Raw genomic sequence first — 23,484 nt, 5'->3', positions numbered from 1 at the left:
GCGCTGGTGACTTCGGGGGCGGTTTCGGGGCCGACTGACGGCTCCTGTTCCGCCGCCGGCCGTGGCTGGTGACCCACCGGCCGGCCCTGATCGTCAGGAGCCGCGCCGATGCGGGGTGTCCGAGAGCCGGACAGCCCGCATCGGCGCAACCGGTACACCTCGCTCCGGGAGGCCCCCGTCAGGTGGCGCGCGCAGGATCGGGAGGGCGGCGGTCAGCCGGTGTTGCGCATCCCGGCGGCGATGCCGTTGACCGTGGTGAGCAGAGCCCGTTCCAACGCCGTACCGTCACTGGGAGCCCGCCGGCCGCCCGGCGCGGTGGCCACCGCACGCCCGGCGGCGCCGGAGTCCCGGTACTGGCGGAGCAGCGCCACCTGGAGGTGGTGCAGCGGCTCCAGGTAGGTGTCCCGCACCGCGAGGGTGCGCTGGAGCACCGGGGAGTTGTCCAGCAGGGCCGGCGAGGAGGTGACCGCCAGCACCTCCTGCTTGGTCAGCTCGTACTCCCGCTCGATCGTCTCGAAGATCGGGTGCAGCTTCTTCGGGACCAGCGTCTCCACGTACCGGCGGGCGATGGTCAGGTCCGTCTTGGTCAGCATCATCTCCACGTTCGACAGGAACGTGCGGAAGAAGTGCCAGTTGCGGTGCATCTCGGCGAGCACGTCGTCCAGCCCCGCCGAGCGGGCCGCCGCGAGGCCGGAGCCGACGCCGAACCAGCCGGGCACGATCTGCCGGGTCTGGGTCCAGCCGAACACCCACGGGATGGCCCGCAGGCCGGCCAGGCCGGCGCCGGTGTTGGGCCGCTTCGCCGGCCGGGAGCCGATGTTGAGCGCGCCGAGCAACTCGGTCGGGGTGGAGGCCCAGAAGTACGCCGGCAGGTCCGGGTTCTCCACCAGCGACCGGTACGCCCGGTACGCCGACTCGGAGACCACGTCCATCGCCGCGTCCCAGCGTTCCAGCATCTCGGCCGGCTGCCGCGGACCGGTGTGCAGCAGCGTGGCCTGGAGAACCGCGGCCACGGTCAGCTCCAGGTTCTCCCGGGCCAGCGCGGGCAGCGTGTACTTGTCGGAGATGACCTCGCCCTGCTCGGTCACCTTGATCGCGCCGTCCAGGGTGCCGTACGGCTGGGCCAGGATCGCCTCGTGGGTGGGGCCGCCGCCGCGGCCCACCGTGCCGCCCCGGCCGTGGAAGAGCCGCAGGTGCACCCCGTGCCGGGCGGCCACGTCGCGCAGCGCGCGCTGGGCCCGGTGGATGGACCACTGGCTGGTGGTGATGCCGGCCTCCTTGTTGGAGTCGGAGTAGCCCAGCATCACCTCCTGCACGTCACCACGGGCCGCGACCAGCGCCCGGTACGCCGGCAGCGACAGCAGTTCGTCCAGCAGTTCGCCGCCGGCGTTCAGTTCGGCCGGGGTCTCCAGCAGCGGCACCAGGCCGATCCGGGCCCGGCCGCTGTGGACGTCGACCAGACCGGCCTCACGGGCCAGCACCACCGCGGCGAGCACGTCGTCGACACCCAGGGTCATCGAGATGATGTACGACTCGATGACCTCGACCCCGAACCGGTCCTGCGCCTCCCGGATCGTGCCGAACACGTCGAACGTCTTCCGTGCGCTCTCGGTCAGCGGGGTGTCCAGGGTGGAGAGCGGCCGGCGGCCGGTCAGCTCGTCGGCGAGCAGCTTGGTGCGCTCCAGCCGGCTCAGCGCCGGGTAGTCCGACACCTCGCCGACGGCCGCGTACAGCTGGGCGAGCACCTCGTGGTGCTTTTCGGCGTGCTCCCGGACGTCCATCGTCGCCAGGTGCAGGCCGAACGCGGAGACGGTGCGGATGGTGGAGGCGAGCCGGCCGACGGCGGTGAGTTGCCCGGAGTTGCGCGCGAGTGAGGCGCGCAACAGCTCAAGGTCGGCGATCAGCTCGGCCGCGCCGCGGTAGTCCCGCCCCGGCACGTGCGGGGTGCCGTTGCGCAGCCGCTGCCGGGTGTTGGCCAGCTTCGCCTTCACACACCGGGCCTTGAGCCGGTACGGCTCCTCGGCGTTGACCCGCCGGAACCGGGGCGCCACCTCGGGCAGCGCGTCCAGGTCGGCGGCGAGGCTGGCGGAGAGGTCCAGCGACACCGCGCGCAGCCGGCGGGAGACGGAGACCTCGTTGATGAGGTGGTCCATCGCCTTCTCGGTCGCCGCGATGCCGTGCTCGTGCTGGATGCGCAGCACCTCGCGGGTGACCGCCGGGGTGACGAACGGGTTGCCGTCCCGGTCGCCGCCGATCCAGGTGCCGAAGGTCAGCGGCCGGGCCGTCGGGGAGGTCTCCACGCCGAGGGTACGCAGCGTGTCGGCGAGGTCGTCGAGCACCTGCGGGGCGGCCTCGGCGTACAGGTCGCGCAGGTAGTAGATGGCGTTGCGGGCCTCGTCGGTCGGGTCGGGCCGGTCCAGTCGCAGCTCGTCGGTCTGCCACATCAGGTCCAGCAGTTCGGCCAGCCGCCGGTTGGCCGGCCCCTCGTCGCTGGCGCCGTAGAGGATCGCGTTGGCGGTCTCGGCGTCCAGTTCGTCGGCGATGGCACGCAGCTTGGACAGGATGGAACGGCGGGCCGCCTCGGTGGGGTGGGCGGTGAACACCGGGCGTACCGCGAGCCGGCGGGCCGCCGCCGCGATCTCCTCGGCCGGCACGCCACGCTCGGCGATCATCTTGGCCGCCTGGTCCAGCCAGCCGCCGTGCATGGCGCGGCGGCGGCGCAGGTCCCGGGCCCGGTGCACCTGCTCGGTGATGTTCGCCAGGTGGAAGTAGGTGGAGAAGGCGCGGGCCAGCTTGGTGCCGGTGGTCACGTCCAGCCCGCCGAGCCGCTGGGCGGCCGCCGGGGCGTCGGAGCGGACCTGGGCGCGGATCTCCTCGACCAGGTCGAGCAGCGGCCGGCCCTCCTGGCGGGCCAGGGTCTGGCCGAGCAGGGTGCCGAGGCGGCGGATGTCGGCCCGGAGAGCGGCGTCGGGCCCGTCGTGATCGTGCTGGTCGGTCACCATGCGCTCCTTACGCGAGTACGAAGGACAGCGCTGTCCGACTCCCTCGATCGTATCCGTGCGGACCGCTGTGGAAGGAGGGGGACCGGGATGTCAGCTTCCCCACGATCACGGCGGGTCGACGCCGGCGGGGTGGACCTCTGCCCGACCGGCGCGGCGGCCCCGTACTCCGGTGGCGGTGAGCAGCCCGACCACGCCGAGGGCGGTCCAGAGCAGCAGCCCGGCCAGCGGCCAGCGTCCGGCCCGCCAGCCGAAGTACACCACCGACTTGAGCAGGTCGGTGGCGAGGCCCGGCACGTTCCACCGGTGCATGCCCCGCAGCGCGGCTGGCAGGAACTCCGGGGCGTAGATGCCGCCGGAGCCCGGGTTGCCGAGGACCACCAGCAGCAGGATCACCAGCCCGGTGCCGAACAGCCCGAGCCATCCCTGCACGGCGGCGGCGACCATGGCGGCGGCGAGGACGGTGAGCGCGCCCACGGCCGCGACCGCCACCAGGTCGTGGTCCCAGATGCCGAACACCGGCCCGACCAGCACGGCGGCGCCGGCGCCGAGCAGCACGGCGTGTACGGCCAGCGACGCGATGCGCAGCCCGGCCCGGCGTAGGTCGCGTGGGGCCGTGCCGAGCGAGATGCCGAGCACGGTCGACGCCAGGTAGCCGCCGAGCACCAAACCGACCGCCAGGTAGAACGGCACCAGGCCGCGGGGGTCGTCGGTGGATACCGGCACCTCGTCGGTCACCTCGATCGGGGTCTGCGCCTGCTGGGCCGCCCGGGTCAACACGTCGGTGACGACCCCGGTGGCGGCCGGTGCGGACGCGCTGGCGGTGATGAGGTGGAGTGCGCCGTCGACGGTGGAGGTGAGCACGGCGTACACCTCGCGGCCGGTCAGGCCGTCGTCGGCCTCGCGGGGAGTGTCGTACCGGATGGGCTCGATCGTGTCGGTTCGGTCGCGCACCGCGGTCAGCACCGACTGCGCGCGCTGGTCGCCGCGAACCACCCCGACGGGGATGTCGCGCGGGTCGGGCCGGTGCAGGGCGCCCACGTACGCCGCGATGAAGGCGACGGCCAGCGCCAGGGTGCCGGCCAGCAGCGCCGCCGTGCGGGGTAGCCGGTCGCGGTCCCGCGCCTCCTCGTCCACGCCCGCCAGCTTATTGCCCGATCTGCCGGTGATGTGAGTTTCCATCGCCCTGGCCGGCAGGCTTCGGAACCCGGGCGCGCGGGCGGACGGACCGACCTGGCGCAACAAGAGTGGATCTCGTGCAGCACGAACGCGCCCGCCGCCCCGAGCAGCAGTCCGGGCGGCCGGTGGACCCGGCGGTCCGGGCGTGGCGGTTCAGACGACGGCGAAGGCGCGGACCGGGAAGGTGCCCATCCCGGCCACCCTCGGCGGGGCGGCGGTGAACCGGAACCCCGCCGGCGGCAGCGCGTCCAGGCCGGTCAGGTGCTCCACGATGGGAATGCCGGCGGCCAGCAGGGCGCTGTGCGCCGGGCGTTCGCCCCGGGCGGCCGGGCTCATGTCGTCGATGTTGATCGAGTCGATGCCGACCAGGGTGGCACCGGCCTCGACCAGTGCCCGTGCCCCGTCACCGGTGAGGTAAGGCGCGTCGGGTGCGGCGTACCGGTCGGTGCCGAAGTGCGCGGACCAGCCGGTTTGCAGCAGCACCGCCCGCCCGGCCACGTCGTACGGAGCCAGCAACAGCCGGTCCACCGCCCGTGTCCCGGCCGGCACCCGGACCAGGATCCCGGGTAGGTCGGCGAGGCGGTCCAGCGGCACGCCGGTCAGGTCCGCCCCGTCGGCGTACCGGTGCGCCGGGGCGTCGAGGTAGGTGCCGGTGTTGGCGATCATGTCGATCCGGCCCACCTGGAACTCGGTGCCCGGGGCGTAGTTCGCCCGGGACGCCTCCCGGGTCAGCCACTCGGTGATCCGGGGCGCCGGCCAGCCGGGCAGGGTGACCATCCCGTCGGTGACCACGTGGCTCAGCTCGACCAGGCGTCGAGCCGCGCCGGTGTCCGGTGCGGCGACGCCCCGGCCGCCCTTGTGCGGCTCCTCGATGATCGTCTTGTTGCTGATCCGCACCTCGTCGACCATCAGCAGCCCGAGGTGCCGGACGAGGAGCGCGGCCAGCTCGTCGTCGTCGATCTGGGGGCCGGGGATGTCCAGCCGGAAACCGTCGGTCCGCAGGCCGCCGCCGTTGGCGAAGGTGATGTCCGCGTCGAACTGTGCGCGATGCTGCCCCGTCATGGTGCCAAGCCGACCATCTGCCGCCCGGCCGCGTCAAGATCTCCCGCCGGGCCCCGCCGTGGACCGACACGTGGGGAACCCCGGCGGGCGCCCACCGGGTGCGGGGGCATCGGCGGTCGCGGTACCGCCAGCGGTGGCAGTTGGTGTGGATCTTGCGGAGTGTTCCGCGACGGCGGGCGGCCGATCGGCCGTCGTGGAGATAGTGTCGAGGCGTGCACCCCCCGTCCCGACCGGGCGAGGGGTGATCGTCGTGTGCCATCCCGCGGGAAGTGATCACTGATGCTCACCGGACTGTTCGCCGCCGCCCTGGCCGACCCTGGGCTGGCCCGGGCGCGTGACCTGGCGCGCTCCGGTGCCGCCCAGGTGGACGGCCTGGACCTCACCGCTCCGGCCGCGCTGCGCCCGTTCGCCGTCGCCGCCGTGGCGGCCGACGGACCGGCCGGCGGAGCCGGCCGTCCCGTGCTCGCGGTGACCGCCACCACCCGCGAGGCCGACGACCTGGCCGCCGCGCTGGGCAGCCTGCTGCCGGCCGAGCAGGTGGCGGTCTACCCCTCCTGGGAGACGCTGCCGCACGAGCGGCTCTCGCCGCGCTCCGACACGGTGGGCCGACGGCTGGCCGTGCTGCGCCGGCTGGCACACCCGGAGTCGGTGGACGCGCACGGCCGGGCCGGCGCCCTGCGGGTGGTCGTGGCCCCCGTCCGGTCGCTGCTGCAGCCGCAGCTCAAGGGGCTCGGCGACCTGGAGCCGGTGCGGCTCGCCGCCGGTGACGAGGCGGACCTGGAGGAGGTGGCCCGCCGGCTCACCGACATGGCGTACGCCCGGGTCGACCTGGTCACCAAGCGGGGCGAGTTCGCCGTCCGCGGCGGCATCCTGGACATCTTCCCGCCGACCGACGAGCACCCGTCCCGCGTCGAGTTCTGGGGCGACGAGGTCGAGGAGATCCGCACCTTCGCCGTCGCCGACCAGCGCACCATCGAGGGCGTCCCGCAGCTGTGGGCCCCACCCTGCCGGGAGCTGCTGCTCACGCCGGCGGTGCGGAAGCGGGCCGCCGCGCTCGGTGAGGAGCACCCGGAGCTGGCCGAGATCCTCGACCGGCTGGCCGAGGGCATCCCGGTCGAGGGGATGGAGTCCCTCGCCCCGGCGCTGATCGGCGCCGACTCGATGGAACTGCTGCTGGACTGCATGCCGGCCGGCACCCACGTGCTCCTCTGCGACCCGGAGCGGATCCGTACCCGGGCGCACGACCTGGTCCGTACCTCCGACGAGTTCCTCCAGGCCAGCTGGCAGGCCGCCGCGACCGGCGGGCAGGCCCCGGTGGACGTCGGCGCCGCCGCGTTCCGGACCCTCGCCGACGTCCGCGCCCACGCCCGTACGCTGCGCCAGCCGTGGTGGACGCTCGCGCCGTTCGGCCTGGCCGAGGCCGACGCCACCGCGCCGGCCCGGCAGCCGTGGGAGGACGCGCCCGGCGAGGTCGACGTCACCCCGGACGACGCCATCGCGGTCACCCTGGCCGCCCAGCCCGCCCCGCTCTACCACGGCGAGACCGCCCGGGTGGTCGACGACCTCAAGCGCTGGGCCGGCGAGGGCTGGTCGGTCGCGCTGGTCTTCGAGGGGCACGGCCCCGCCCAGCGGGCCGTCGAGGTGCTCCACGACGCGGGCCTCGGCGCTCGCCTGGTCGACCAGGTGCCGACCGCGCCGGCCCCCGGCGAGCTGCTGGTCTCCTGCGGCCGCCTGACCGCCGGCTTCGTCGACGAGGCGTCGAAGTTCGTGCTGCTCACCGGCAACGACGTCACCGGCGGCCGGGGCGCCTCCACCCGGGACATGCGCAAGATGCCGAGCCGGCGACGCAACACCATCGACCCGCTGGAGCTCAAGACCGGCGACCACGTCGTGCACGAGCAGCACGGCATCGGCCGGTACGTCGAGCTGGTGCAGCGCACCGTCAACGGCGCCAGCCGGGAGTACCTCGTCATCGAGTACGCCCCGAGCAAACGCGGCCAGCCCGGCGACCGGCTGTTCGTCCCGACCGACCAGCTCGACCAGCTCTCCCGCTACGTCGGTGGCGAGCAGCCGACCCTGCACAAGATGGGTGGTTCGGACTGGCAGAAGTCCAAGGCCCGGGCCCGCAAGGCGGTCCGTGAGATCGCCGCCCAGCTGATCCAGCTCTACGCCGCCCGGAAGGCGTCCAAGGGGCACGCGTTCGGCCCGGACACCCCGTGGCAGCGGGAGCTGGAGGACGCTTTCCCCTGGCAGGAGACGCCGGACCAGCTGGCCGCCATCGAGGAGGTCAAGCGGGACATGGAGCAGACCGTCCCGATGGACCGGCTGATCTGCGGCGACGTCGGGTACGGCAAGACCGAGATCGCGGTCCGGGCGGCGTTCAAGGCGGTGCAGGACGGCAAGCAGGTGGCGGTGCTGGTCCCCACGACCCTGCTGGTGCAGCAGCACTACAACACGTTCGCCGAGCGGATGAGCCAGTTCCCGGTGACCATCCGGCAGCTCTCCCGGTTCCAGACCCCGAAGGAGAGCGAGCGGACGCTGGAGATGGTCGCCGAGGGCACCGTCGACATCGTCATCGGCACCCACCGGCTGCTCCAGTCGGCCACCCGGTTCAAGTCGCTCGGGCTGGTGATCGTCGATGAGGAACAGCGTTTCGGCGTCGAGCACAAGGAGCACCTGAAGAGCATGCGTGCCTCGGTCGACGTGCTGAGCATGTCGGCCACCCCGATCCCCCGGACGCTGGAGATGGCGATCACGGGCATCCGGGAGATGTCCACCATCGCCACCCCGCCCGAGGAACGGCACCCGGTGCTCACCTTCGTCGGGGCGCACGACGACCGGCAGGTGGCCGCCGCCATCCACCGCGAGTTGCTCCGCGACGGGCAGGTCTTCTACCTGCACAACCGGGTCGAGTCGATCGAGAGGACGGCCCGGCGGATCCGCGAGCTGGTGCCCGAGGCGCGGGTGGCGGTGGCGCACGGCCAGATGGGCGAGGAGGCCCTGGAGAAGGTGATGGTCGGCTTCTGGGAGAAGGAGTTCGACGTCCTGGTCTGCACCACGATCGTCGAGTCGGGCATCGACATCCCGAACGCCAACACGCTGATCGTGGAGCGGGCCGACCTGCTCGGCCTGGCCCAGCTGCACCAGATCCGGGGCCGGGTCGGCCGGGGTCGGGAGCGGGCGTACGCGTACTTCCTCTACCCGCCCGACAAGCCGCTCACCGAGCACGCGCACGAGCGGCTGGCCACCATCGCCCAGCACACCGAGCTGGGCGCGGGCATGTACGTGGCGATGAAGGACCTGGAGATCCGGGGCGCCGGAAACCTGCTCGGCGGCGAGCAGTCCGGCCACATCGAGGGCGTCGGTTTCGACCTGTACGTCCGGATGGTGGGCGAGGCGGTGTCGGCGTTCAAGGGCGAGCGCCCGGAGGAGGAGAACGAGGTCAAGGTCGACCTGCCGGTCGACGCGCACCTGCCGCACGACTACGTCGGCGTGGAACGGCTGCGCCTGGAGATGTACCGCAAGCTCGCCGAGGCGCGCGACCCCGAGCGGCTGCGCGAGGTGGTCGCCGAGATGACCGACCGGTACGGCGAGCCGCCCGCGGCGGTGCAGAACCTGGTGGCGGTGGCCCGGTTCCGGCTGCTGGCCCGCCGGTACGGCCTCACCGACGTGTCGATGCAGGGCAAGCACATCCGGTTCGGCCCGCTACCGCTGCCCGACTCGAAGCAGTTGCGGCTCAAGCGCTACCACCCGGACTCGGTCTACAAGCAGGCCCTCGAACAGGTCAGTGTGCCCCGGCCGAGCACCCGCCGGGTGGGCGGCGAGCCGCTGCGCGACCAGGCGCTGCTGGAGTGGTGCGCCCAGCTCCTCTCCGACGTGCTCGGCGAGCCCGAGGAGCGAGCCGGTTCTGCCCGCCCCGCGGTGGCGAGCGGAAGGTGACGGCGGCAGCCCGCCGCGCTGCCCGGAGCGAAGGCATGATCCGATCCTCCGGAGGGTGGGGGCCGTCACCGCAGCGGAGAGGGCATGAGAGAGTGACGCTCATGCGTGCACGCCGTATCATCGCCGCCGCCAGCGTCGCGGCTCTCGGTGTCGTCTCCCTGACCGCCTGCGGCAGAATGTCGCCGGACGTGGCGGCGTACGTCGGGGACCGTACCTACTCGGTCGACCGGGTGGACGAGGTCTACGACGACGCCCAGACCCGCTTCGCGGAGGCGGTGCGGCAACAGGCCGCCGAGGCCGGCGCCACCCCCACCGCCGATCAGCTGCGCTCGACGGTGACCCGGCAGGACGTGGTGAACCTGCTGGTCAGCATCGACCTCGGCAAGCGGATCGTGGCCGAGCGGGGCCTGTCGGTGGCCGACCAGTACACCGCGGAGCAACTCGCCCAGGAGCTCCGGATGCCACCGCAGGCGGAGTACGCGAAGCTCTGGGGCGAGTGGGTGGACATCTCCATGACGCTGAACCAGCAGCTACCGCCGGCCGAGCTGAGCGACGAGTCGGTGATGGCGGTCTACCACGCCATCGAGAGAACCGGCGGGATCCAGCCGGGGCTGACCGTGGCCCAGGTGCGGCAGCTCTTCGGCGACGGTGGCTTCGTGCGTTCGGCGGCGGCGCTCAGCGCGGCGATGGAGGAGCAGGCTGACAAGGTTCACCTGTCGGTGAACCCGCGCTTCACGCCCCTCGGGGTGCCGTCCTACGTCAACAAGGGCCAGGAGCTGATCTTCTACGCGCTGCCGTACGTCGAGGCGACCAGCCCGGTCACCGATGTCTCGACCCCCGAGCCGGCCGCCACCCCGGCCGAGCAGAACGGGGCGGTGACGCCCTGAGCACCTGCGCCCGGATCGTCCTGCTGGTCACCTCGCCCCGGCTGCCCGCCGGTCTGCTGACCGCCGCCGCCTGGGACGCCGTACGCTCCGCGCCGGTGCTGGCCGGCGCGGAGAGCCGGTTGACGGCGGCGGTCCGGGCGGCGGGCGCCGAGGTCACCGTGGTCGACACCGGCGCCACCCAGGCGCTGCTCGACGCGGTCGCCGGGCACGGTACGGCGGTCTGGCTGGCCGGGCCGACCGGCGACGAGTCGCTGGCCCGGGAGTTGGGGCTGCGGCTGGCCCGGGAGCCCGGGTTGGCCGAGCTGGAGCTGATGTACGGCTCGTGGGATCCGCCCGGCGCGCGGCTGCTCGACGCGGTCGAGGTGATGGACCGGCTGGCCTCCCCGGGCGGTGACCCGTGGAAGCGGGCGCAGACACACCGCAGCCTCGCCGGCTTCCTGCTGGAGGAGTGCTACGAGGCGTACGACGCGATCAGCGACGACGACACCGACGCGCTCCGCGAGGAGTTGGGCGACGTGCTGCTCCAGGTGCTGCTGCACGCCCGGCTGGCGGAGAACCTGCCCGAGGGCGAGCGGTGGAACGTCGACGACGTGGCCGGTGTCCTGGTGGACAAGATGGTCCGCCGCAACCCGCACGTCTTCGCCGGTGGCGAGGCGGGCACCCTGGAGGAGATCGAGGCCAACTGGGAGCGGATCAAGCGGACCGAGAAGGCCCGCGCGTCGGTGCTCGACGGCATCGCGCTGAGCCAGCCCGCGCTCGCCCTGGCCGCGAAGATCCTGGAGCGGGCCGGTCGGGTCGGCCTGGTCGTCCCGCCTCCGCTGGCCGACTCGCAGGTCGACCCCGAGTCCAGGCTCGGCGCGAGCCTGCTGGCCACGGTCGCCGCCGCCCGGGCGACCGGCCTCGACGCGGAGGCGGCGCTGCGCCGCACCACCCTCGCGTACGCCGACGCCGTCCGCGCCGCCGAACGCGCCGCTCGCCACTGACCTCGCGTGTCGCCGCCACACCGCCTCCCTCAGCCGCGTTCCGCCGCGAACTGCGGCTGGACGACAGGAGCCGGGTAGGCCGACAGGCTTCCGCACGTTCTCTGCGAGCGGCGGGGGAGGTGATTCCCCGCCGACTCTCCCCGTCATTCGCTGCGTGCGGTTTCCGGACCCGTGATGCGCTCCAGCAACGGCAGGGTGGATCGGCCAGCGGCGCGTCGACGAGACTGCCGGTGCGCTTGATCTCGGTGGGCTCGCGCATCCGTTGCAGGTGCGCGCGGCGCTGGATGTCGAGGTACTCACCGGCGGGGCGGTCCAGCATGAACGCCAGCACGACCTTGGCGAACAGCACCGTCTGTAGATGCGGCTCCGGCTCGACCGGCTGGGTGAGCCACTGCTGCACCTCGGTCGCGCCCAGGTCGGTGATGACGTAGCGCTTGCGGTCGGGCCCGTCGCCCGGGCCGACCTCGCTGATCATCACCTTGCCGTCGCGGGCCAGTCGGCTGAGCGTCGAATAGACCTGGCCGAACGGCAGCGGCTTGCCCCGACCGAAGTACGCGTCGTATTCGCGTTTCAGGTCGTAGCCGTGGCTGGGCTCCCGTTCGAGCAGGCCGAGGAGGGTGATCGGAACGTTCATGCCAGCAGAATGCACCGAGGGTATACACCGCGTATGTAGTTGCCTTGTTCGAGGTTCCGGGTGCGTGGACACCCGGGCCGGCCCGCGTGCCACGGCGGGCGCGCGGGCGTCGGTAGGGTCGGGGGATGGAGTCCTTCGTACCCCTCGCCGAACGGATCGTCGAGGCCCTGCTGGAGAGCCGCCCCGGCCTCGCCACGTCGGTCGGTGACCACCGGTACGACGACCGGCTGCCAGACCTCTCCGCCGACGCGGTCGCGGCGGACCAGGCGATGCTGACGGAGGCCGCCGACGCTCTCGCCGAACTGGACGCGGACGCCCTCGACGTCGACGAGCGGGTCGACCACGCGCTGCTCAGCTCGTTCGTGGACCGGGCGCTATTCGAGAACGCCGAGATCCGCAGCCACGAGTGGGATCCGCTGCGGCACAACCCGGGCCCGCTGCTGCACGCCCTGGTGGCCCGCCCGTACGCCCCGGTGGAGGAGCGGCTGGCCTCCCTGGCCCGGCGACTGGCGGCCGTACCCGACGCGCTGGCGACCGCGCGCGCGACGCTGCGTGACATGCCGCGGATCCACGCCGAGACGGCGGTCGGGCAGTTCACCGGCACGGCGGCGCTGATCCGCGACGAGGTGCCGGAGCTGCTGGCCCAGGCGCCGGCGGGGTACGACCGGCTGGAGCCGGCGGCGACCTCGGCCATCGCGGCGCTGGAGGAGTTCGTGGCCTGGCTGCGCAGCGGCCTGGCCGCCGACGCCGGCCCGGGGCGCGACCCCCGGCTGGGGCGGCGGCGCTGGGAGGCGCGGCTGTGGCACACCCTCGACACGGAGCTGGGCGCGGCGGAGATCCAGCGGCGGGCGTGGGCCAACCTGGACCGGGTCACCGAGGAGATCCGGGCGGCGGCGGTCGAGCTGGTCGGCGGGTCCGCCGACGACGAGACGGTACGCCGGGCGCTGGACCTGCTCGCCGCCGAGCACCCCGACGACCACACGATCGTTGACCTCGCCTCGGTCACCCTGGACGAGGCGACCGACTTCGTCCGGGCCCACGACCTGGTGACGCTGGTCGACGACCCGTGCGTGATCCAGGAGATGCCGGAGTTCGCCCGGGGCGTGGCGGTCGCCTACTGTGACTCGCCCGGCCCGCTGGAGACGGCGGACCTGCCCACCTTCTACTGCATCGCGCCCACCCCGGCGGGGTGGCCCGCGCACCGGGTCGAGTCGTTCTACCGGGAGTACAACGACCACATGATCCGCAACCTGACCGTGCACGAGGCGATGCCGGGGCACTTCCTCCAGCTCGCCCACGCCCGCCGGTACGTCGGCCCGACCCGGGTCCGCCCGCTGACCGAGTCGGGGGTGTTCATCGAGGGCTGGGCGGTGCACGCCGAGGAGCTGATGGCCGGCCTCGGCTTCGGCGGCCTGCCGGTGCGGTTGCAGCAGCTCAAGATGCAGCTACGAATGACCATCAACGCGCTGCTCGACCAGCTCGTGCACTGCGAGGAACTGCCCGAGGCCGAGGCGATGGCGCTGATGACCGGGCGGGGTTTCCAGGAGGAGGGCGAGGCGGCCGGCAAGTGGCGGCGGGCGCTGCTCACCTCCACCCAGCTCTCCACGTACTTCGTCGGGTGGAGCGAGATGGCGGACATCGCCCGGGCCCGGCCGGCCGGGGTGCCGGTGCGCGAGTGGCACGACGCGATGCTGGCGCACGACTGCCCGCCGCCGCGTCACCTGCGTACCCTGCTCGGGATCTGATCCCGCGTCAGGAGGGGGGCGAGCGGCGGTCCACCACGCCGGCGCCGGGCGGCAGTTCGAAGGCGGCGGCGTCCACCGCCGTGGAGAGGCGGCTCAGCGTCACGTCGGCGGCCCGGCCGTCGAGGGTGCCCGTGAAGCTGCCCAGCACGCCCTCGCCGGTCACGCAGGTGCGGAAGGCGCCGGTGGAGCGCCGGACGTCCACGCAGGTGGCGTGGTGCCCGGCCACGGTGGTGTCGCTCTGCGTGATCACCGCGTCGGGGTCGAGGGCGGCATCGGTGAGCAGGCCCATCACCGCCGGTGGAGTGACCAGGCCACGCTTCTTCGCCTCGGTGTAGACCAGCACCGAGGGCTTGGCGGGAGTCACCGTCGGGGACAGCAGGGTGCAGTCGGTACGCCCACCGGCGGTCTCGCACCGGGCGATCGAGTCCTGGGTGACGGTGATCTTGCCGTCCGGCCAGGAGTACGTCGAGCGGAGCGGTTCCTGTGTCTGGGCGACGGAGGCGGTCCGGCCCCCGCCGAGCTGGTAGTCGGCGGCCCAGGTCTCGGCCGACGCCCCGTCCAGCCGTGCGGCCAGGTCGTTGACCAGGTCGGACCGGCCAAGGACCCGTCCGGTGTCGGCCAGGGACTGGCATCCGGTGACGGAGAGCAACGCGACGACCGACACGGTGAGCACGCGGAGCGTGGACGAGACGGCGGGCATGGCGACCAGCCTGGTCGATGAGATCCACCGGACGCAAACCCGTTGCCGGTTGAGGCCGGAGAATCCGGGAATGTCCGGGCCGTCGCGTGGTCCGGGGGGCGGGCCGTGCCCCGGGCGACGCCATGGGCTGGGCCGTCGCCCGATACGCTGCGTTCAACACCTGCCCCAGCCGCACCGTCGCGGCCATACCGGACTCGCACACACGAACGAGGAGCGACTCAGTGGCAACCATCGAGGGAATCGTGGCCCGGGAGATTCTCGACTCACGGGGCAACCCGACGGTCGAGGTCGAGGTGGGCCTCGACGACGGCACGATCGCCCGCGCGGCGGTGCCGTCCGGCGCCTCCACCGGCGCCTTCGAGGCGATCGAGCTGCGCGACGGTGACTCCGACCGCTACCAGGGCAAGGGCGTCGAGAAGGCGGTCGCCAACATCGAAGACAAGATCGTCGACCAGCTCATCGGGTACGAGGCCAGCGAGCAGCGGCTGATCGACCAGAAGATGCTCGACATCGACGGCACGGACAACAAGGCCGAGCTGGGCGCCAACGCCATCCTGGGCGTCTCGCTGGCGGTGGCGAAGGCCGCCGCCGGCAGCGCCGAGCTGAGCCTCTTCCGCTACCTGGGCGGCCCGAACGCGCACCTGCTGCCGGTGCCGATGATGAACATCCTCAACGGTGGGGCGCACGCGGACTCGAACGTCGACATCCAGGAGTTCATGATCGCTCCGATCGGCGCGCCCAGCTTCCGGGAGGCGCTGCGTTCCGGCACCGAGGTCTACCACGCGCTCAAGTCGGTCCTGAAGAAGAAGGACCTGTCGACCGGCCTGGGCGACGAGGGTGGCTTCGCCCCGAACCTGCCCACCAACGCCGCCGCGCTGGACCTGATCGCCGAGGCGGTCGAGAAGGCCGGCTACCGGCTGGGCGCCGACATCGTCTTCGCCCTCGACGTGGCCGCCACCGAGTTCTTCGACAACGGCACCTACACCTTCGAGGGCAGCGCGAAGAGCGCCGAGGAGATGAGCAACTACTACACCAAGCTCATCGGCGACTACCCGATCGTCTCCATCGAGGACCCGCTGTCCGAGGACGACTGGAGCGGCTGGGCCACCCTGACCGCGGCGGTGGGCGACCGGATCCAGATCGTCGGCGACGACCTGTTCGTCACCAACCCGCAGCGCATCGCCCGGGGCATCACCGAGAAGGCCGCCAACGCGGTGCTGGTGAAGGTGAACCAGATCGGCTCGCTCACCGAGACCCTCGACGCGGTGGACCTGGCCCACCGGGCCGGTTTCCGCTGCATGATGAGCCACCGTTCCGGCGAGACCGAGGACACCACCATCGCCGACCTGGCGGTGGCCACCGGCTGCGGCCAGATCAAGACCGGCGCCCCGGCCCGCTCCGACCGGGTCGCGAAGTACAACCAGCTCCTGCGCATCGAGGAGGAGCTGGCCGACGCGGCGCGGTACGCCGGCGCGGGCGCGTTCCCGCGCTACCGTTCCGCCTGAGGACGCGAAGCCTCGGGGGAGGGGTGTGACGATGCAGCAGCGCCGCACACCGGGTGGCCCGCGTCCCGCCCGCCGACCGACCGGTCGGCCGGGCGGGGCCCGCACCCGGGCGTCGGTCCGTGACGGTGGGGTCCGCGCCGAGCCGCGGGCCGGCGCCGGGCGGGTTCGGGGCGCCGAGGGCGTACGCTCCGCGAGCCGTCCCGCCGCCGCCCGGCGTACGGCGGCCGGTGGCGCCATCAAGCGGCTGACCGCACCCCACCCCCGTCGCTTCACCGGGCGGGCCACCGTGCTCTTCGCGGTGCTGATCGCGCTTGCCCTGGCGTACACCTATCCGGTCCGGGTCTACCTCGACCAGCAGGTGGACATCGAGCGGATGGAGGCCGCCCAGGCCGCCCAGCGGGAGGACATCGCCCGGCTGTCGGCCGAGGCCGCGAAGTGGCAGGACGAGGAGTACATCAAGACCCAGGCGCGGGAGCGCTTCTACATGGTCGCGCCCGGCGAGACCCCGGTGATCGTGCTGCACGACCCGGAGGGCGCCGCCCGGGACGCCGCGGCCGGGCGGCCGAAGGCCCCGCAGAAGGACCCGGATCCCTGGTACGACACGCTGTGGTCGAGCGTGCGAGCGGCGAACGACGACCGCCCCGACCAGTGAGCAGCACCCCGGCACCGAACGAGAGATGGGCACCGTGACTGTCGTACCACCGCAGGAGCCGGCGGCGGATTCCGTACCCCCGCCGAAGCGTGAGCCGGCCACGGAGGCCGACCTGGCCGCGGTGGCCGCGCAGCTCGGACGTCCGCCCCGGGGCACCCGCGCGGTGGCCCACCGCTGCCCGTGCGGCCTGCCCGACGTGGTGGAGACGACGCCCCGGCTGGCCGACGGCACCCCCTTCCCGACGCTGTTCTACCTGACCTGCCCCCGGGCGACGGCGGCGTGCAGCCGACTGGAGTCGGCGGGGCTGATGAGGGAGATGGCCGACCGCCTCGCCACCGACCCGGAGCTGGCCGCCCGTTACCGGGCGGCACACGAGGACTACCTCACCCGCCGGCAGGCGATCGGCGAGGTGCCGGAGATCGCCGGTGTCTCCGCCGGCGGGATGCCGGGGCGGGTGAAGTGCCTGCACGTGCACCTGGGGCACGCGCTGGCCGCCGGGCCCGGGGTCAACCCGTTCGGCGACGAGACCCTCGCGCTGGTGGAGAGGTGGTGGGCGGCCGGTCCCTGTGTGGACGTGCCGGCTGCCGAGTGAGCGCGGACGACGTCGTCGTCCGCCGCGCCCGCACCGGGGACGTACGCGGGATCCGGCGGCTCGTGGACACCTACACCGACGACCGGCGGCTGCTCAGCAAGGCCACCGTCACCCTCTACGAGGATGTGCAGGAGTTCCGGGTGGCGGTGACCGGCGACGGCACCGTGGTCGGCTGCGGCGCGCTGCACGTGATGTGGGAGGACCTGGCCGAGATCCGCACGGTCGCGGTCGACCCGGCCTGCCGCGGGCAGCGGATCGGTCACCGGATCGTCGCCGAGCTGATCGAGGCCGCCCGTGAGCTGGGTGTGGCCCGGATCTTCGTGCTCACCTTCGAGACCCGGTTCTTCGCCTCGTTCGGCTTCACCGAGATCGACGGCGCGCCGGTGCCGCAGCCGGTCTACGAGCAGCTGCTCCGCTCGTACGACGAGGGTGTCGCCGAGTTCCTGGACCTGGAACGGGTCAAGCCGAACACCCTGGGCAACACCCGGATGCTGCTGCGCCTGTAGCGGCGGGGCGTAACCGTCACGCCGGGTGATCCCGGCCGCCGATCGCGAAGGCCGGGACGCACACCGGCAGACCGTGGTAAGGCCCGCCACCCTCCGCCACCCCGGCGGTCCGCTGGCGCCGCGTGTCGACCGGCGTCGGTAGGCGGGCGCGGCGGCGCGACTGCCGTAGGGTTGCTGCCGTGACGACGCGTGTGGCCGCCATCGACTGCGGGACCAACTCCATCCGCCTGCTGGTCGCCGACCTGCCGGACCCGTCGGCCGGCCCGCGGGCGCCACTGGTCGACCTGACCCGCCGGATGGAGATCGTCCGGCTCGGCCAGGGTGTCGACCGGACCGGCCGGCTCGCTCCGGAGGCGATCGAGCGGACCCGGGTGGCGCTCGCCGACTACGCCGCCGAGATCGAGCGGCTCGGCGCGGAGCGGGTGCGGATGTGCGCCACCTCGGCGTCGCGGGACGCGGAGAACGCGGGCGACTTCCGGGCCATGGTGGAGCGGACCCTGGGCGTCGCCCCCGAGGTGGTCACCGGCGACGAGGAGGCCCGACTCTCGTTCACCGGCGCGGTGCGTGGCCTGCCCGCCGACGCCGAGCCGCCGTATCTGGTGGTCGACATCGGGGGCGGCTCGACCGAGTTCGTCGTCGGCACCCGCTCCGGCGTGCAGGCGGCGATCTCGATGGACATCGGTTGCGTCCGGATGACCGAGCGGCACCTGCACGGCGACCCGCCGGGGCTGGACGAGATAGCCGCCGCGCAGGCCGACATCGCGGTCGCGGTGGACCGCGCGCTGGCGGCCGTCCCGGGCCGGGAGGTCGCCACGCTGGTCGGCCTCGCCGGGTCGGTCACCACCGTCGTCGCGATCGCGCAGGGCCTGACGGAGTACGACCCGGAGCGCATCCACCACGCCCGGGTGTCGTACGACCGGGTCGCCGACGTGACCGCCGACCTGCTGGCGAAGACCCGCGAGCAGCGGCTGGCCATCCCGGTGATGCACCCGGGCCGGGCTGACGTGATCGGGGCGGGCGCGCTGGTGTTGCGCGTGATCATGGAGCGGGCCGGGCTGCCCTCGGTGGTCGCCTCCGAGCACGACATCCTCGACGGCATCGCCTGGTCCCTGGCCTGACCGGCCGCCGGTTCACCACTGGCCCGGGTGCGGGAGGTCGCCGTCGCCGAACGGGACAGGGGCCAGGCGATTGACGGTATTCCGCAGTGCACAGTAGTGTGTGAAGCGTGGACACCACACAACTACTCAAAGGTGTGCTCGACCTCGCCGTGCTAGCCGTCCTGCGGGACGAGGACGGCTACGGCTACGACATCCTGCGCCGGCTCCGGGTGGCCGGGCTGGAGGAGGTCGGGGACGCATCGGTCTATGGCACACTGCGCCGGCTCTTCGGCGCCGGCCTGCTAACCACCTACGTGGTACCGAGCGAGTCCGGGCCGCACCGCAAGTACTACTCACTCAACGCCGCCGGGCGGGACCAGCTCACCCGCTCCGGCAAGACCTGGCGCTCGTTCGCCACCACGATGGACAGACTGCTCGACGATCGGGGGATGGCGGCATGACCGTCACGGGGCAGGAGATCACGGACTACGTCGGACGGGTGCGGGCCGCGCTGGCCGACCTGCCGCCGGCGCTCCGCGACGAGTTGACCGAGGATCTGCCGGAGCACCTCGCGGAGGTCGCGGCCGAAGGGGACGGCTCGCTGGTGCAGCGCCTCGGTGAGCCGGAGGTGTACGCGGCCGAGCTGCGCGCCGCCGCCGGCGCGGGCGAGCGGGCCGCCGGCAGTCGGAGCCTGGAGTCGCGGATCGCCACCGTCGTGGGCCAGGCCCGCGGCCGGCTGGCCCGCGTCGACGCCCGGCTGGGGCCCCTGCTCGGGTACGCCTCCGCGGGTGAGTTCCTGCGGCTGCTCCGCCCGGCGTGGTGGGTGCTGCGCGGTTACCTGGCCGCCCTGCTGCTCGGCGTGCTGAGCAGCAACGGGCACGTCAGCGTGCTGCCCCGGCTCGGCCACAGCGTCGTCGCCGGAGTCGTCCTGCTGGTGGCTTCGGTGCTCGGCTCGATCTGGCTCGGCCGCAACACCGGCATGCTGAAGCGCTGGTCGCGCCTGGTGATGCACGCCGCCACCGGGGTCCTGGTGGTCTTCGGCACGGTCGTGCTGGTGCAGGCGGACGAGCGCGCCAACTGGGACAGCCCGTACGGCTACGACACCGTCTCCGTGGGGAACCCCTACGAGCAGGTGCAGGACGTCTACGTCTACGACAGCGAGGGCCAACTGGTCGAGAACGCGCGGCTGTTCGACCAGAACGGCACCCCGATCCGGCTCGGCTGGCCGGCCTGCGACGATCCGGCTCTGCCCGAGGTCAATCCGGTGCAACGCGGTTACCCGTACTGCCCGGAGCAGGCGCCCTTCCGGCCCCGTCCACCGGTCGCCGTCCCCGCCGTCCCCGGGGGCGCGCCGACGCCCGGCGCCCCGACTCACACCGCGACGCCGACGGCTGACCCGACGACCGGTGCGGCGCCGACGACCGGTGCGGCGCCGACGGAGCCGGCGACCGGCGCCACCCCGACGCCGGGGGCGCCCGCAGCGGGCGACCCGGCCCCGACCGCCCCGCCGCGGACCCGGTGAGTATCGACCCCCGGAAATGGCTGAACGGCTGAGTCCGGCGGGGCAGCAGGGTTCGATCTTGGTGGCTACGGTGTCGTCTGCTCACTGCCCCGTCACGGGAAGGAACGTCATTGACCGAGCAGGTCGCACCGTCCGCCACCCCACAACCCGGCACCACCGAGCCGCCGGCGGCGCAGCCCGACCCAGCCGCCGCGCGGCCGGTCCCGTCCCCCGCCGAGCGGGTGCCGGGCGATCCGCAGCCGTCGGTCCCGGCCGGGTCGGCGGACGAGACGGGTGACGAGCCGGCCGGCGAGGTGGCTGAGGCGGACGAGCCGGACGAGACGGCGGACGAGCCGGCGGACGAGCCGGACGGCGAGCGGCCGGGGGCGCTGGCCGCCGGGCTCGGCGTCCTCAAGGCGCTCGCCGTCGTCGCCGCGGTGGTCGGGCTGCTCGTCGTCGCCGCACTGAAGTTCGGCGCTGCCGAGGCCCTCGCCGACCTGCTCCGACCCAACCCGGTGCAGCGGGCTGGGGCCGGTGACTGCCTGACCGAGTTGCCGCAGGTCAGCGGCGCGGAGGAACGGACGGTACGGGACGTCGCGGTCGTCGACTGCGGCTCCGCCGAGGCGGCGTACACGGTGGTCGGCCGGGTGCCCGAGCAGACCCAGGAACAGGCCCGGTCCGGCAAGGCCTGCGAACAGTTCGTCGCGCCCGGCCAGGATGGCTACGTCTTCTACAACATCCCCCCGGGCGAGAAGGGCTACCTGCTCTGCCTGACGAAGAAGGGTTGACCGCAGCTCACCGGCGGCGGCGCGGGCCTCGTCCCGCGCCGCCGCCGGTGTAGCCGGACTTCCGTCGAGGTGAACGGGAGGTATATGCCACTGTTCTCGCGTCTTCCCGGCGCGTCCACGGCGTGGCAGGCTACCGGCACGTACGACCACTGTGCGACCAGCCAACGATGACTGACCGTCAGGAGGCAGACCCATGGGCGAGATGGTGAGCTACACCGGCACCGGGGGGACTCGCGACGGGTATCTCGCGATACCCTCCAGCGGTGCGGCCAGCCCGGCGGTCATCGTCATCCAGGACTGGTGGGGGCTGGTACCCCACGTCCGGGCCGTCGTGGACCGGTTCGCCGAGGCCGGTTTCGTCGCCCTCGCCCCCGACTTCCGGCACGGCGCACCGGCCAGCAAGCCGAGTGAGCCACGGCAGATGCTGAACAGCGCGCAGATGGACGAGGCGGCGGCGGACATCGCCGCCGCCGCGGAGTACCTCACCGGCCGGCTCGACGTCACCGGCAAGGTCGGCTGTGCGGGGTTCTGCGCCGGCGCCAGCCTGGCCCTCTGGGCGGCCACCCACTCCGAGCGGATCGTCGCCACCGCCGCCTTCTACCCCCGGCTGCCCTGGGAGGGGATGAGCCCGGAGTGGACCGACTACGCGGGCAAGGCCGCGCTCGTGCACTGCTCCGAGGCCGACGGCACCTCCACCGCCGCCGGGGTGCAGACCGTCCGGCGGGCCGTCGAGGCAGCCGGCGGCACCTGCCAGACCTACGACTACCCGGGCACCGCGCACGCGTTCTTCAACGAGGACCGACCGGAGCACTACGACCAGCGGGCCGCCGCCACCGCCTGGGCCCGTACCCTCGAACTCTTCCGGGCCAAGCTTGGCTGAGGCCCGTACCCCCGACGAGGTGGTGGCCCGCGCCGCGCGGGCGACCGACCTGACCGACCTCGACGGCGCGGTCAGCGACTGCTTCGCCTGCCCCCGGCTGGTGGCCTGGCGGGAGCAGGTCGCCCGGACGAAGCGGGCGGCCTTCCGCGACCAGGACTACTGGGGGCGCCCGGTGCCCGGTTTCGGCCCGCCGGACGCCCGGATCGCCATCCTCGGCCTGGCCCCCGCAGCCCACGGCGGCAACCGCACCGGCCGCATCTTCACCGGCGACCGCTCCGGCGACGTGCTGTTCGCCGCGCTGCACCGGGCCGGCCTGGCCAACCAGCCGACCAGCGTGGCCGCCGGCGACGGGCTGGCGCTGCGCGACGTGCGCATCTTCAGCGCGGTCCGCTGCGCCCCGCCGGACAACAAACCGACCCCGGCCGAACGGGACACGTGTGCCCCGTGGCTGCACCGCGAGGTCGCGCTGATCCGGCCCACCCTGCGCGTCGTGGTGGCGCTGGGCGCCTTCGCGTGGGCCGCCTGGTGGCCGGTGCTGCACCGGGTGTACGCCATCCGCCCGCCCAGCCCGCGACCGGTCTTCGGCCATGCGGCACACTGGTCCGGGACGGCCGCCCCCACCCTGCTCGGCTGCTACCACGTCAGCCAGCAGAACACCTTCACGGGACGGCTTACACCAGGGATGCTGGACGACGTGTTCGCCCGGGCGAAACAACTCGCCGGGGTGGACTGAACCGCGTGGGACGGTGGCGATGGACCTCGGCGTGCTGCGCAGATGGTGGCCCGTCGCCGCGATGGCCCTCCTGCTCGCCGCCGCCGCGCTCGCCGCCGGCCACTCCTCGATCGGCGCCAGCCGCATCCCGCCCGCCGCCGACAACATCCCGTACGTCCCGCAGTACCCGACCGCCGAACCGGCACCCTCGATCCCGATCGAACCCCGCGACGGCGCGGAGGCCACCCAGGCGAACGTGCCGCGCTGGATCGCCACCGTGGCGGTCGTCCTGGTCGGACTCGCCGTCCTGGCCGCGCTCGGCTACCTGACCTGGACGCTGCTGCGGGGCGCGTTGCGCCGCACCACCCGCGCCGCGCCGGCCGCCCGGGCCCGGCGCACCGCCGAGGGCACCGCCCGGGAGGTGGTGGCCGCCCTCGACGCCGGCCTGGTCGAGTTGGACGACGCCGACACCGACCCCCGCACCGCCGTGATCGCCTGCTGGGTGCGGCTGGAGGAGGCCGCCACCGAGGTCGGCGTGCCGCGCCGCACCGGCGACACCCCTACCGACCTGGTCACCCGGCTGCTCCGGGGCGACCCGGCCGCCGGAGTGCCCGCCATCGCCAGCGCCGACGTGCTCGACGGCTTCGCCCACGTCTACCGCGAGGCCCGGTACGCCACCCACACCGTGGACGCGCGGACACGCGACCAGGCCCGGGCCGCGCTGCGCCGGCTGCGCGGCGAACTGGCCGTCCTCGCCACCGCCGCCGACGAGGTGCCGGCATGAGCGCGTGGCAATCGGGGGTGACCGGTTGAGCGCGAGGAGCGAGCCGGGTTCGCGAGCCCGGCAGCCGCGAACGGGGTGGGTTCGGTGAGCGAGCGGACGGGCCTCGACGACCTGCTCAGCTTCGAGGAGGAGCCGCCGACCCGTCCGGGACGCGCGCGGGGCCGCCCGGCGCGGGCGGTCCTCCGCGCCCTTCTCGTGGCCGCCGCGGCGACCGCGGTCGTCCTGGTCGGACTGCGTGCCGTCGGGCTCCAGCTCTCCGTCTGGATCGTGGTGGCCGGTGTGCTCGCGGTGCTGGCCGTACGGCGGGTCACCGGCGCGCTCGCCCCGCCGCCCCCGTCC

General features: G+C 73.5%; 19 protein-coding genes and 2 pseudogenes. 16 read left to right on the top strand and 5 right to left on the bottom strand.

Features of this window, described 5'->3' with window-relative positions; genetic code table 11:
* Positions 1-212: 212 nt before the first annotated feature.
* From ppc to E1165_RS19520, 3 genes are all read right to left on the bottom strand, one after another.
* Positions 213-2,999: a phosphoenolpyruvate carboxylase gene (ppc, locus tag E1165_RS19530; RefSeq protein WP_132393229.1), complete on the bottom strand. Its 2,787-nt coding sequence runs from the start codon at positions 2,997-2,999 to the stop codon at positions 213-215.
* Positions 3,000-3,107: 108 nt separating this feature from the next.
* The gene (locus E1165_RS19525; RefSeq protein ID WP_132393228.1) at positions 3,108-4,136 is read right to left on the bottom strand and encodes a hypothetical protein; all 1,029 of its coding nucleotides are present in this window, start codon (positions 4,134-4,136) and stop codon (positions 3,108-3,110) included.
* A 195-nt stretch (positions 4,137-4,331) separates the two neighbouring features.
* Positions 4,332-5,240 carry a cyclase family protein gene (locus tag E1165_RS19520; RefSeq protein WP_132393227.1) on the bottom strand — a complete coding sequence of 303 codons (909 nt, stop codon included), beginning with the start codon at positions 5,238-5,240 and terminating at the stop codon, positions 4,332-4,334.
* A gap of 279 nt (positions 5,241-5,519) precedes the next feature.
* On the opposite strand from E1165_RS19520, the gene mfd reads away from it, so the two are divergent.
* From mfd to E1165_RS19505, 3 genes are all read left to right on the top strand, one after another.
* Positions 5,520-9,179 (top strand): transcription-repair coupling factor, encoded by a 3,660-nt coding sequence (gene mfd, locus E1165_RS19515; RefSeq protein ID WP_132393226.1) that lies wholly within the window; start codon positions 5,520-5,522, stop codon positions 9,177-9,179.
* Between the two features lie 101 nt (positions 9,180-9,280).
* Positions 9,281-10,066 carry a hypothetical protein gene (locus E1165_RS19510; protein WP_132393225.1) on the top strand — a complete coding sequence of 262 codons (786 nt, stop codon included), beginning with the start codon at positions 9,281-9,283 and terminating at the stop codon, positions 10,064-10,066.
* The gene (locus tag E1165_RS19505; RefSeq protein WP_132393224.1) at positions 10,063-11,049 is read left to right on the top strand and encodes a nucleoside triphosphate pyrophosphohydrolase; all 987 of its coding nucleotides are present in this window, start codon (positions 10,063-10,065) and stop codon (positions 11,047-11,049) included. Before E1165_RS19510 ends, E1165_RS19505 begins: the two co-directional genes overlap by 4 nt.
* Before the next feature lie 406 nt (positions 11,050-11,455).
* Here E1165_RS19505 and E1165_RS30045 read toward each other — a convergent pair.
* A pseudogene (locus E1165_RS30045) lies at positions 11,456-11,683 on the bottom strand (PadR family transcriptional regulator); the annotation flags it as partial.
* A gap of 125 nt (positions 11,684-11,808) precedes the next feature.
* Between E1165_RS30045 and E1165_RS19495 the strand changes: the two are divergent.
* Positions 11,809-13,428, top strand: coding sequence for a DUF885 domain-containing protein (locus E1165_RS19495; RefSeq protein WP_132393223.1), 1,620 nt, complete (start codon positions 11,809-11,811; stop codon positions 13,426-13,428).
* A 7-nt stretch (positions 13,429-13,435) separates the two neighbouring features.
* Here the strand turns inward: E1165_RS19495 and E1165_RS19490 are convergent, their stop codons facing one another.
* The gene (locus E1165_RS19490) at positions 13,436-14,128 is read right to left on the bottom strand and encodes a hypothetical protein (protein ID WP_132393222.1); all 693 of its coding nucleotides are present in this window, start codon (positions 14,126-14,128) and stop codon (positions 13,436-13,438) included.
* 221 nt (positions 14,129-14,349) lie between these two features.
* Between E1165_RS19490 and eno the strand changes: the two genes are divergently transcribed.
* The 12 genes and pseudogenes from eno to E1165_RS19430 form a co-directional block, all read left to right on the top strand.
* Positions 14,350-15,633, top strand: a complete 1,284-nt coding sequence (eno, locus tag E1165_RS19485) for a phosphopyruvate hydratase (protein WP_132393221.1) — start codon at positions 14,350-14,352, stop codon at positions 15,631-15,633.
* A 31-nt stretch (positions 15,634-15,664) separates the two neighbouring features.
* Complete coding sequence (locus tag E1165_RS19480) at positions 15,665-16,285, top strand: septum formation initiator family protein (protein WP_132393233.1); 621 nt, start codon at positions 15,665-15,667, stop codon at positions 16,283-16,285.
* A 34-nt stretch (positions 16,286-16,319) separates the two neighbouring features.
* Positions 16,320-16,877: a DUF501 domain-containing protein gene (locus tag E1165_RS19475; RefSeq protein ID WP_132393220.1), complete on the top strand. Its 558-nt coding sequence runs from the start codon at positions 16,320-16,322 to the stop codon at positions 16,875-16,877.
* The gene (locus tag E1165_RS19470) at positions 16,874-17,383 is read left to right on the top strand and encodes an amino-acid N-acetyltransferase (RefSeq protein ID WP_132393219.1); all 510 of its coding nucleotides are present in this window, start codon (positions 16,874-16,876) and stop codon (positions 17,381-17,383) included. Before E1165_RS19475 ends, E1165_RS19470 begins: the two co-directional genes overlap by 4 nt.
* Positions 17,384-17,574: 191 nt before the next feature.
* Positions 17,575-18,501: a Ppx/GppA phosphatase family protein gene (locus E1165_RS19465; protein ID WP_132393232.1), complete on the top strand. Its 927-nt coding sequence runs from the start codon at positions 17,575-17,577 to the stop codon at positions 18,499-18,501.
* 107 nt (positions 18,502-18,608) lie between these two features.
* Positions 18,609-18,941 carry a PadR family transcriptional regulator gene (locus E1165_RS19460; RefSeq protein ID WP_132393218.1) on the top strand — a complete coding sequence of 111 codons (333 nt, stop codon included), beginning with the start codon at positions 18,609-18,611 and terminating at the stop codon, positions 18,939-18,941.
* The gene (locus E1165_RS19455) at positions 18,938-20,002 is read left to right on the top strand and encodes a hypothetical protein (protein ID WP_132393217.1); all 1,065 of its coding nucleotides are present in this window, start codon (positions 18,938-18,940) and stop codon (positions 20,000-20,002) included. Before E1165_RS19460 ends, E1165_RS19455 begins: the two co-directional genes overlap by 4 nt.
* Before the next feature lie 110 nt (positions 20,003-20,112).
* On the top strand, positions 20,113-20,769 hold the full coding sequence (locus E1165_RS19450; protein ID WP_132393216.1) for a hypothetical protein: 657 nt from the start codon (positions 20,113-20,115) through the stop codon (positions 20,767-20,769).
* Between the two features lie 193 nt (positions 20,770-20,962).
* Positions 20,963-21,649: a dienelactone hydrolase family protein gene (locus E1165_RS19445; RefSeq protein WP_132393215.1), complete on the top strand. Its 687-nt coding sequence runs from the start codon at positions 20,963-20,965 to the stop codon at positions 21,647-21,649.
* A gap of 19 nt (positions 21,650-21,668) precedes the next feature.
* A complete protein-coding gene (locus tag E1165_RS19440) occupies positions 21,669-22,382 on the top strand; it encodes a uracil-DNA glycosylase (protein ID WP_132393231.1) in 714 nt (237 codons plus the stop codon).
* A 19-nt stretch (positions 22,383-22,401) separates the two neighbouring features.
* A complete protein-coding gene (locus E1165_RS19435) occupies positions 22,402-23,145 on the top strand; it encodes a DUF4129 domain-containing protein (RefSeq protein ID WP_132393230.1) in 744 nt (247 codons plus the stop codon).
* 84 nt (positions 23,146-23,229) lie between these two features.
* Positions 23,230-23,484 (top strand): annotated as a pseudogene (locus E1165_RS19430) (hypothetical protein); the annotation flags it as partial.

The sequence above is a fragment of the Micromonospora sp. KC723 genome, assembly GCF_004348595.1.
GTDB lineage: Bacteria > Actinomycetota > Actinomycetes > Mycobacteriales > Micromonosporaceae > Micromonospora.
Note: the sequence above shows the minus strand (reverse complement) of the source record. Positions and strands in the feature narration are given on the sequence as shown.